This is a genomic window from Marisediminitalea alba (assembly GCF_002993365.1).
In the GTDB taxonomy this organism is placed as follows: Bacteria; Pseudomonadota; Gammaproteobacteria; order Enterobacterales; family Alteromonadaceae; genus Alteromonas; species Alteromonas alba.
On record NZ_PVNP01000190.1, the window covers coordinates 78,934 to 90,406 of the forward strand.

7 protein-coding genes are annotated in these 11,473 nt (G+C 49.8%); 2 read left to right on the forward strand and 5 right to left on the reverse strand.

Going from position 1 to position 11,473, the window contains the following annotated elements:
- Positions 1-71 precede the first annotated feature (71 nt).
- From C6Y40_RS17765 to C6Y40_RS17780, 4 genes are all read right to left on the reverse strand, one after another.
- Positions 72-2,264: an ammonia-forming cytochrome c nitrite reductase subunit c552 gene (locus C6Y40_RS17765; protein ID WP_105935740.1), complete on the reverse strand. Its 2,193-nt coding sequence runs from the start codon at positions 2,262-2,264 to the stop codon at positions 72-74.
- Between the two features lie 247 nt (positions 2,265-2,511).
- Complete coding sequence (locus tag C6Y40_RS17770) at positions 2,512-3,486, reverse strand: hypothetical protein (protein ID WP_105935741.1); 975 nt, start codon at positions 3,484-3,486, stop codon at positions 2,512-2,514.
- A 61-nt stretch (positions 3,487-3,547) separates the two neighbouring features.
- Entirely contained in the window at positions 3,548-4,945 is a 1,398-nt protein-coding gene (gene cysG / locus C6Y40_RS17775; RefSeq protein ID WP_105935742.1) for a siroheme synthase CysG, read from the reverse strand.
- A gap of 90 nt (positions 4,946-5,035) precedes the next feature.
- Positions 5,036-6,790, reverse strand: a complete 1,755-nt coding sequence (locus C6Y40_RS17780) for a DEAD/DEAH box helicase (protein ID WP_105935743.1) — start codon at positions 6,788-6,790, stop codon at positions 5,036-5,038.
- A gap of 161 nt (positions 6,791-6,951) precedes the next feature.
- Between C6Y40_RS17780 and prsT the strand changes: the two genes are divergently transcribed.
- Positions 6,952-9,726, forward strand: a complete 2,775-nt coding sequence (gene prsT, locus C6Y40_RS17785; RefSeq protein ID WP_105935744.1) for an XrtA/PEP-CTERM system TPR-repeat protein PrsT — start codon at positions 6,952-6,954, stop codon at positions 9,724-9,726.
- A gap of 171 nt (positions 9,727-9,897) precedes the next feature.
- Positions 9,898-10,530 (forward strand): hypothetical protein, encoded by a 633-nt coding sequence (locus C6Y40_RS25600; protein ID WP_420836943.1) that lies wholly within the window; start codon positions 9,898-9,900, stop codon positions 10,528-10,530.
- A 289-nt stretch (positions 10,531-10,819) separates the two neighbouring features.
- On the opposite strand, the gene C6Y40_RS17795 is transcribed toward C6Y40_RS25600, so the two are convergent.
- Positions 10,820-11,473 (reverse strand): IS1634 family transposase (locus tag C6Y40_RS17795; protein ID WP_146129520.1); only part of this gene is annotated, 654 nt, incomplete at its 5' end.

Sequence of the window (11,473 nt, forward strand, 5' to 3'; positions counted from 1 at the left end):
TAGCGCTGAATTATGCAACTCACCAACAAATGGTCAGTGAACTTCAGCAAGGCAAGCAGTCACTGCAACTCTTAGTTAAGCAATCCCAGTAACTGCTTATAAGTGGCGTCATTGGGATAGTACTCACCTAACGCTTTAACTGCGGTTTTCAAAGCGGTTACATCTCTCAGCTGGTAAGCATATTTTGCCCGGGTCACTAATATATCGTAATTGCCTGGCCAGCGAGTGTGAGCTTCGGCCAGAACAGTGATGGCGTCCTTTCGATAATTGAGTTGCCATAACGCCACTGCACTTACAAAGGCATATCTTGGTATGGCTTCAGTTGAGTTTGCTGCCTTAGTGAGATGGGGAAGCGCTTGCTGGTATGCCTTGTCGCGAATTTTCTGTAGTCCGTAAGAGAACTGTACCGCAGCCATATCACTGCCATATCGCAGGGCGAGCTCCAACTGCCTACGGGCTTTATCTTCGTTACCAAAACTGCGTAGAAAGTCCGAATAACTCAGTAATGAGGGGATATGCTGAGGATCTATTTGCAATGCCAGTTCATAGTGCTTTATTGCAACGGGAATTTGCTGTTGGAGCGAAGCAATCTTGGCTAAACCTAGATTTGCGCCAGGGTGATCCTGGCTATCACGCAATAGTTGCTGGTACTCCTCCAGCAACGCGGTCAGTTGAGGTGCCCTTGAAAACCATTGGGGGCTCAGCGATAAAAGCGTACTGGCTACTTCCGCTCGCACCGATCTGATCGGGTCCTGACTTAATTTAAGTAAGAGTTGATACTGACTGGCTTCGGGTAAACTCGCGGCTGCACGCGCAGCACTTTGTCTGATAATGGGATCATCGTCATCAGTCATGCCGGAAACCTTTTCGAGCATGCGTTGGGGCGCAATAACAACCATTTTCTCGACCAGCGCGGCCTCTTCCAATGAGGGAAGTTTATCTTCGTTCAACAGGTTACTGGCGGCATTCACTGCGGTGACATCCAGAGCTGATAAGCGCTGGTTTAAGGCTGCCCACTCGCCAAGTGTGTCTGGAGACGCGCCCTGTCGTTTTGGCCAGGCTTTAAGAGCGTCTGTCAGCCATCCTTCGGATGCATCTTCATGGCAGGTTTTACAGGGGGCGCTGCTATTCGGGTGTTTAGGGCTGGGGCGGTGGAATCGGTGGTCGCGACGCGCATCAACGCCCATATAGATACGTTCTGGCATATGGCAATCAAGGCAGTCAGCACCTTCATGTCCATTAGTATGTTCAGGTGCTGCAAAAACGGTTGGTGCATGGCAGGTACCGCATACCTGGGCGCCGGGTAAAAGTGTTTTCCCAGTGTGAGGATCATGACAATTTGTGCAGGTTACTCCGGCTTCAGCCATTTTACTTTGCAGAAATGACCCCAGAACAAACACCTCTTCACGAATTTGTCCGTCACTAAAATACAGTGGCTCATCCAGTCCTTCCAATTGAAATCGCTGGTGATAGGGCTCAGTGCCTGAGGGCTCCTGTAGCTCGGACCGTCGGCTATGACAAGCTCCGCAGGTGTCCAGTGCCAGTGAAGGGCTTTGCGGTGACCGCTGCGGGCGTGCGATAGGGTCGCCATCACTAAAATGAAAGACAAGCTTTTCACCCAGCTCTTTTAAACCGGTATTATCAGAAGAATAGGTTTTGTCAGTAATACTCTGTATATGCTCCTGACCTGGGCCATGGCAACTTTCACAGGCAACGTTCACGTCCGTCCAGGTGGAATGATACTGATTGGTTTCGCTGTTAAATTGTTCTTCAAAATCGGTAGTGTGACAGGCGGCACAGCGGCTGTTCCAGTTTTGATAGTAACCGGTCCAGAAAAAGGGATGCTCAGGATCAGTAACACTTTCATCTTGCAGTTGATACCACCTCTGACCGCCTTCAGACCCGGGCCGGGTATCCCAGGCAACATCAAACGCCTGTAAGCGGCCTGGCTCGGTTTCCAGTAAATATTGCTGCAGTGGACGGTAACCAAAGACATAGCGAACAGGGTAAGTCTGTTGCTTGCCCTGTTGGTTGAGAGTTTCTATAAAATACTCACCGTCTTGTTCAAAGAACCGCGAAGTGCGTTTGCCAAAGGTGTACTTAGTACCCGAGAAATCTCCTAGCACCACGTTTTCATCAGCAGGCTGCATGCTTTGATAATGATCGGAGCTCAGCCATGCATCGCCCTGGGCTTTATGACAAGCAATACAGGCCTCTGCGCCTGCATAATTTTCGCTGGCATTAACAGAAGAATGACCGCTCACAAAAGCGAGGGCGATTGCCAGAACGAGCCAGCAATTTAGCGGTTTAATAGCAGACTCCGGGAGCTTACTCTGGACACAAACGGGAAGACTTTATTACATTTATCAAGCTGATTTTCAACTGGTTTGATACTGGCTGCGTGCGCTATTTTAACGTAGTAGTCTTTGCTCTGATGTTCGGGTGAGCACTGGCAAAATGGTTTTTACGTTCGTTAATATCTCTGTTTTTAATCGGGATTAAATTACCAGCCTACTGTTGCCTGGCTGCTGCGGGCGGAATAACTTCAAGTGTGTACTGTTGAGAGGCTATTGCCTGCTTGGTAGATTTACTGACTTCGCCGAGTTTCATCTGTGCCGGACCGGTAGGGTCGAGCAGAATAAACGGCATGCCGTCTATCATCATTGTGGTGTCTTTTGTAAGCGGAGTCATGGCAATGGCCAGTAAAGCATGGTTGCGTAACAGCACGAGTCGCATAGAGTTATTCGGCAGAAAAGCTCTTATTAAAGACGCAGTGAGTACAGACTTACTGTCGCAGTCTCCGAGATTTTGATTAAGCACTGCCAACGGCGGAGAAAAGCCTGAGCCGTTGCTCGTTACGCGATTGGTCAGTTCATCGTAGGGGATGGTCTGTGCCCAGCTAAGCAGCAAATTAAGGTATGAGCGGGCATTGGATTGCTCATCAACGATATCATACAGCGACTGGGCTAACGGGATCAGTGGCAGCGTGCTTTCTTCAATGTAGCGTATGTGGTTGGGTTTAATGGCTTCCTGTAACAGCGGCGTTTGGTAATGCTGAAAATAACGCTCGGTCAGGTAGTTATCGAGAGCGGTCTGCTGGGTTTCCTTTAACTCAGTGGTCAGCTCATCGAGGCGTTTTTCATCTTTACCGCTTAAGCTGAACTCCAGCGAATCATGCCGGTTAATCAGCTTAAAACGAGCCTCCCGGGGATCAATATCCCGCGCAGCTTTGAGTAACTCTATCTCGACTGCCCTGAGTGCCAGTTGAGGATTGTAGTTAACCTGTTGAACAGGCAACTGCTGGCTGCTGTCATCGGGCAGTAAAAATGAAATTTTACGGGGTTTGCTATCGTGATCGAGCCAGGCAAAGGTGTACTGGGTTCCCTCTGCTGTGGCTGAACGGCGATATGCGGTTTGCTCTGCCTGGGCAACATTGAGCAAGCTGTAAAGCAGGTAGAAGCAACCAATAAAGCTGAGATATTTCATTGCGCGCAACTTAGCAGAGTCATCCTTTAAGTGTAGCGCAATTTTTCAGCTTATGAGCAGCCTAAGCAGGCTGGCCCGGCTCAAACCAGTTAAGTTGTTTATGCAGGCTAACTACGCCACCCACGATGATAAGTGCTGGCGGTGCTATTTCACCCAGTTGCGGATGGTCAGGCATATCGGCCAGTGTACCGGTGATCACCTTTTGCTGGTGGGTGGTTGCTGACTGTACCAACGCGATAGGCGTTGTGGGCGCTAATCCGTGTTTAATTAGCTGTTCACAGATAATCGGCAAGCCGGTTAAGCCCATATAAAACACCGCGGTCTGATTTGGCTGCGCCAGCGAAGGCCAGTTTAAATCGATGGTGTTATTCTTTAGATGGCCGGTGGCAAATACCACAGACTGCGCGTGATCGCGGTGCGTAAGTGGAATTCCTGCATAACTGCCGGCACCGGCTGCCGCGGTAATTCCCGGCACTACCTGAAAGGAAATGCCTTCTTCTATCAGGTGTTGGATCTCTTCGCCACCACGACCAAAGATAAAGGGATCGCCGCCTTTAAGACGTACAACCCGGTTACCTTCTTTAGCATATTTCACTAATAGCTGATTGATATCGTCCTGCGGAACGGTATGAATGCTTTTGGCTTTGCCTACGTATACCTTTTCGGCGTCGCGACGCACCAGTTCCAGGATCTGCGGCGATACCAGGCGGTCGTACACCACCACATCGGCCTTTTGCATCAGGCGTAATGCGCGAAAGGTCAGCAAATCCGGATCGCCCGGTCCGGCACCAACTAAATAAACCTGACCTTCGGTTTGTTTATTTTCAGCGGCAGCCGCGAGAGCCGCCTCAAACTTTTGCTCGGCTTTTTCGTTATTCCCCTGGGTGACTTCTTCGGCGATGTCACCGTCGAGCACGGACTCCCAGAAATACCGCCGCGCGGTAACCGAAGAAAGCGTTGATTTAACCTTATTTCGGAATCTTTCAGAAAAAGCCCCCAGTTTGCTGATATTGGCGGGAATCAACGATTCCAGCTTCTGGCGCATGTAACGCAGCAGAACCGGCGCATGACCGCCACTGCTCATGGCAATGACAATTGGCGAGCGATCAATAATTGAGGGCGTAATAAACCCGCATAAGGGCGTGTTATCAACAACGTTTACCAGTAAACCCCGAGCCGTGGCTTCGGCATGAATTTCAGCATTTAACGCTTCGTCACTGGTAGCAACAAACACCACTCTGACATGGTCGAGATCTGAAGTTTCAAAGGGACGTTGATGAAGGGAAACCTGAGCAGAGCTGGCCAGGTGCCTGACCGTGCCACAGATTTCAGGTGCTACTACCGTTACCTGCGCTTCGCTTTTCAGTAACAGTTCGAGCTTGCGAGCGGCCACTTCACCCGCCCCCACTATCAGGCAGGGCAGGTTCTGTGTATCGATGAATAACGGGAAGTAGCGCATATCAAACTCTCAGTGTTTCCAATTGCAGCTAGTGTGCCCCGTTTTTTATATTGTTCAAACGAATAAAAAAGAATTTTTTAGACGTTAACGTTATTTACCGCGAGGTTTGCCTCTGCCTGCCCCAGGACCTTTACCTTTGCCTTTTGCTGGTGGCTTATCAGACCATTCGCGAAGGGCCAGACGCTGGCCTGCAACGCGGGTGCCCTGTAAGGTTTGGCGGGTGTCTGCCGGCATTCCTTCCGGTAAATCTACGGTACTGAAATTATCATATATTTCGATAGCGCCAATGTGTTTGCTGTCGATATTGGCTTCGTTAGCAATGGCGCCTACGATATTACCGGGCTTAACACCGTGTACATGTCCCACCTCGATACGGAAGCGTTGCTTGCCTTCATCCGGGCGACGACTGTCTCGCGGTGACTTACGGCGTGCGTCACGGCCTCTGCCACCATCACGGTCGCGGCGGTTACCACCATCAAAGTCACGGTCACGACGGGGCTTGCTGTGCAGGTCCGGACGGTCAGATTCTTTTAGCAGTAACGGCTCGTCACCCTGGGCAATTTTTACCAGTGCGGCCAGTAATACTTCCGGGCTGGCTTCGATTTCTTCGCGCAGCATATCCACAATTGGTATCAGGTTTTCAATGCTGTCGTCTTTGGTGGCCTCTGAGATGCTTTGTTTAAAGTTGCTCAGGCGCGTTTCGTTTAGCTCAGTGATCGACGGAATCGGCATGGCTTCGATGGTTTGGCGGGTCGCCCGTTCGATCGATTGCAGCATGCGCTTTTCGCGGTGAGAGATAAACAGGATAGCATCACCGGTTCTTCCGGCACGGCCGGTACGACCGATACGGTGTACATAACTTTCTGTGTCGTATGGTACGTCGAAGTTAATTACGTGGCTAACACGTTCTACGTCAAGACCACGGGCTACTACATCGGTGGCAACCAGAATATCAATCTTGCCTTGCTTCAGGCGATCAACAGTACGCTCCCGGGCGTTCTGCGGAATATCACCATTCAACGGCTCCACATCATAACCCCGTGCGGCCAGTTTCTCGGATAATTCCAGTGTTGCGGTTTTGGTGCGCACAAAGATAATCACACCGTCGAAGGGTTCCACTTCCATAATACGCGTCAGCGCTTCAAGCTTGTGGTGACCGGCAACCTGGCAGTAACGCTGGCGGATAGTGCTGGCGGTACTTACCTTGGAGGCGATTTTGACATGCTTGGGATCTTTTAAATAACGCTCGGTTATTTTTTTGATTGGTCCGGGCATTGTTGCTGAGAACAATGCCGTCTGACGTTCTGCCGGAGCATGACTTAAAATGAGTTCTACGTCGTCGATAAAGCCCATGCGGAGCATTTCGTCGGCTTCGTCGAGCACCAAAAATTTTAGCTGGTCAAGTTTAAGTGTACCGCGTTTAATGTGATCGATAACCCGGCCCGGGGTACCAACCACTACCTGTACGCCACGCTTTAACTGGCGGATCTGGTTATCGTATGACTGACCACCATATACCGGCAGTACGCGAATTTTTTTAGAGAAGCTGGCATAGGCCTGAAATGCCTCGGCTACCTGAATAGCCAGCTCCCGCGTCGGGGCAAGTACCAGCAACTGCGGATAGTTGCCTTCGATGTCCAGATTGGCCAGCATGGGCAGCGCGAAAGCTGCCGTTTTACCGGTACCGGTTTGCGCCTGACCCAACAGATCGTGTCCGTTCAGTAGTAACGGAATACTTTCCGCCTGAATTGGCGACGGTTTCTCGTAGCCAACTTTCTCCAAGGCTTGTAAGATAGGCTGCGGAAGATTAAGGTCTGTGAAGGTCAGTTCGACATTTGTGGTCATTAAATTACGGATCCTGAATAACTCGGATGGTGCATAGCAGAAGAGCCAGCTGATTATTAAAACACTATTATAGGCCAATAGTAGCGTGGATACCACGTCTGATTGGTATTAGTCGCTGCAACAATACGGAAAGTCTGAGAATCATTTGCAAGGTAAGCTTTATGAAAAGAAAGTCATTTAATCGTAACGCGGTGTTAGCTGCTGTAATGCTGGGAATTTCCAGCCTGTCACTGACCGGCTGCGGTCAGAAAACCAGTGAAGAACACATGCTCGCAGCACGCCAGTTTGTTGAGGCGAAGGATAACCCGTCGGCCATTATCGAATATAAAAGCGCCATTCAAAAAGACCCGGAGGATCCCAACGCACGGTTTGAACTTGGCCAGCTCTATCTGCAACAAAAAGACTTTGCAGCCGCGGAAAAAGAGCTCAACCGGGCCTTGGATCTTGGCTATGAGGTCAGCGAAGTGCTGCCATTGATCACCCGGGCTTATCAGGAAACCAATTCAGAAGTCGCCTTGTCAGAGATTAACCACAACGTGGATGGTCTGACGCCGGTTAAACGGGCCGAGGTAACCTACTACAAACTGGAAGCCCTGCTGCGATTGGAAAAAACCAAAGAAGCCCGGGTCCTGCTTGACGACATTGCACAAATAGACACATCGAGCGTGTATAAGGGGCTATCGCTGGCGCTCGGTAAAGTGCTGGATGACGATTATGAAGGTGCATTGCAAGCCATCGATACCCTGCACCAACAGGCGCCGCTTAACAAAGACGTGTTGATGCAGCAAGCACGGCTGAATATGTATTTACGTAACCTGGATGCTGCCGTTACTGCTTATGATGCGTATCTGGACGTAGCGCCGGATGATACCGAAACCAAATTTATCCTCACCGCTATTCTGATGGATGCCAAGCGATTTGCAGACGCAGCGCCATTAGTAGATGAGTTGCTGCAGAAGAGTGCTACCAATCCTTTGCTAAATCAGTTTAAGGGCGTTATTGAAGCGCGTGAGGGCAATTTTGGCGTAGCACTTAAGCATCTGGAAACTGCCATTCAGAACGGTCGTAATGATCCGCTGGCCCGTTTGTTAGCCGGATTTTGTGCTTATCAATTAGAAGACTATGCTGCGACCACCCGACATCTGTCGATGATTGCCTCCGACTTACCACCGTCTCATGCAGCACTGCGGATGCTGGCAAACAGCTTGCTGCAACAGGGCAAAAATGAAGAAGCTACCGATATCCTGGCCAGAGTCGATGGTGAAGCAGAAAACGACGCCATGCTGTTTTCCAAAGCCGGGTATCAGTTACTGCAAAGCGGTAACGTGGTCGACGCTAAGGCGATGATTGAAAAGTCGGTGCCTATTGCTACTTCGGCAGAAGACTTAACCCGTATCGGGGTATTACAGCTGTCGATTAACGATGCCGAAGGCCTGGTTAATCTGGAAGCTGCAGTAGAGCGTGCACCAGAACTCACTATGGGCCAGCAAACACTGGCCAATGCCTACATTGCTACCCGTCAGTTCGATAAAGCGCTGGAAGTAGCAGAAAACTGGCAAAAAACCGAACCGCAAAATGCTCAGCCCTGGCTGGTGAAAGGGCAGGTTTACCTTGCTCAGCAAAACTACGAGGCTGCCGAGGCCGCCATCATCAAAGCTGAGGCATTAGACAGCAACAGCATAAAAGCTAAAATTCAGCGGGTCTCGCTGGCCATGGTGCAAAAACAGCCACAGCAGGCGCTGGATGCTATTAATCAGGCGCTCACTATCGACCCAACCGATCAGGCATCGCTGGCGCTACTTTACATTGTGCAAAAGCAAATCGGCAAAGCCAACGAAGCGGTGAATACGATTCAGGAAGTGGTTGCCCGTCATCCGGACGAGGATGTACCAAAAACCATTCTGGCCAGAGTCTATCTGGCCGAAAAACGGGTTGCGGATGGTATTGAGCTTATTGAGCAGGTCAAGCTTAACGACGATACGCCCGATTTATACTGGGATACCAGAGGCCGGTTATTGCTGGCGGGGTCGCGGATAAACGAAGCGAAAGCGCATTACGAGGCGTGGCTGAATGAACAGCCAAATCACAAAACCGCTGTGCTGGGTATGGCTATGATCCTTGATTTGCAAAGCCGCTTCCAGAATGGTGTGGAGTTGACCGCGGGCTTTTTGGAAAAGCGCCCGGACCGGCAAATTGAAATAGTCAAAGCGCATTTTCATGCCATGTTGCGGCAAATTCCGCAAACCGAAGCCATCCTTAATCAACTGTCGGAGCAAGAAAAGCAGTTACCTTACGTTAAGGGGATCAGAGCACGGTTACAGCTTTACCGTGATAATCCAACCGCAGCCATTCCCAATGCACTGGCTGCGTACGAGGCCATTCCGAATACCCGCAACCTGCTGTTAGCCATGGCTGCCTACGAAATGGCCGGTCAGCCGGACAAAGCGTTTGAGTTAGTTACTGAATTCAGGGAAAACAACCCAGACAATACCCAGGCGATGCTGTTGTTTGCCGAGCGTCTGATACAGCGTGACCGAAGCAAGGCCATCGACGTTTACCGCCAGCTTGCTGAAAAGCAGCCAGAGAATGCCATTGCGCTCAATAATCTGGCTTATCTCGAACATCAGGAAGGCATGCTGGAAGCTGCCGAAGAGCATGCCAGACAGGCGCTCAAGCTAGTACCCAAGGCTCCCGAGATTGCCGACACCCTTGCACAGGTACTCATTGATAAAGGTGAAACCGAAGACGCGAAAGCTATCTACGACAGTGTGATGTCTGAACCGGTACGCAGTGATGAAATCTACCTTAATTACATTGAACTGTTGCTGGAGATGGACTTAACGCCGCTGGCAAAACGTCGACTGGCCGATCGCATTTTTGAGGCGGCCGATTCTAAAGCCCGGGTGGCCGAGCTGGAACAGCAATATAACCTGTAAGCTTTATTGTGGTGATACAAGTGCCGACTTGTATCACCACCTATCCACTGGTTGCAAAGCGTCAAAGACAACTATCGCCGGGATCCGGCAGCATACCCTGACCATACTCAACCTGCTCTGCTTTTTGTGCCATGATGACAAGTGACACGACAATAAAAAAAGAGAGCACTAATGACACTTATTAAATCACTACTCACGTTGACCGTGGGCATTTCACTGCTGGCATCGCCATGTGGCTATGCTGAAGATTACGGTCGCGCCATCGAGCCGGACAGTGCCATAGTAACCGAACATAAAACCACAATTAACGGCAACCGGGTAAATTACACTGCCACTACCGGAACCCAACCGGTATGGAACGACAAAGGTGATGCAGTCGCCGCTTTGCATTACACCTATTACAAGCGCAGCGATATTAAAGACGACAGCACCCGCCCGCTGGTTATTAGCTTTAATGGCGGGCCAGGCTCCGCCTCGGTGTGGATGCACATTGCCTATACCGGGCCGGTGATCCTGAACATTGATGACGAGGTCTTTTGCGCGTATACTGGTGTCTCGTTGAACGACTTGAGCGGGAGCGTTGATGAAGCCGCTACTGTCCGTTTAAGGGCTGTCATTGAGGTCTTCGAAAGAGTTGAACCTTGGTTTGACTCTTCAACAGAAGCTTGGTCATGGTTCACATCTAAACCCTTGGTTGGATTCGGTAGTAAAGTACCTGCTGATGTTATTCGTGAGTACGGTGCTCAGGGTGTCGAATCACTCATGCAATTTGTTAAGTCAAAAGACCTTGGCGGTTTTGAGTAAACCACTTTGGATAGCAAACAACCTTAATGTCGTTTCGATAAAAACCAAATAGGACACCCACATTTAATTGAAACCAAAGCCGTTCAGGCGGTTTATGCATTCAATGGGTCAGCCACTGGTAGATGCGGTAAACAGATTTTGTTTAGCAGCGGTAATCATTATGTGCATAGCAAAAAGTATTTACCCGATGCTACCTATAAGGCAAATCACTAAACCAAACGCGCACAAAAAGAATCGTGAAATCGAAATGTTTTGCAAACAAATTTGATTCCGACATTCCGCATCAAATTCAGGAATAAATCTCTTGGTATAATGTGCCAAGTACATCAATGATCACCTGCTGGCGCTCCTGTTTGTCTGTGATTACGGGGGGAGAGTCACCAATGCTGACTTCGTGGATCCCACTAAAACACAGAAATACCCATCGTGCCGTTGGCTTCTGGGACGGTTTCTTTTTCATGTCAGGGAAGTATTGTTGTCTTTCTTTTAATGACGTTCGGATCCGGTGTTCAAGGGCGGCGTATATCATCAGACTGCACGTCATCACCATGAGCAGCGCTTCAATCCTTTCCGGTTTCTTCAGAAACAGTGAGGATGTCAGAAATTCCGGACTTTTGAGAAAACGAAATCCCCGCTCAACATGTTGCTGGGATTTGTAGGTATCTAACACTGTCTGCATACTGAGTTCCCCGCTACAATCATTGGTTGCGAGGATAAACATCCCGGTTTGCGCCTGAGCTATTCCAACTTTATCCAAACAGGTGGCTATCAGCCCATCGAGTTGGTATTCATAGTATGCTGGCTGTTGTCCTTTTTTGGGGCGACCTTTACCTAAGAACACGGGGTGGGCTATACAGTCAAACTCACTGATGCGGGTTGTTTTTAACGTCTTGCTAAAGACTTTCATTGCCGTCTCGGCATCGGTCTGGCAGGCAAAGCGTTG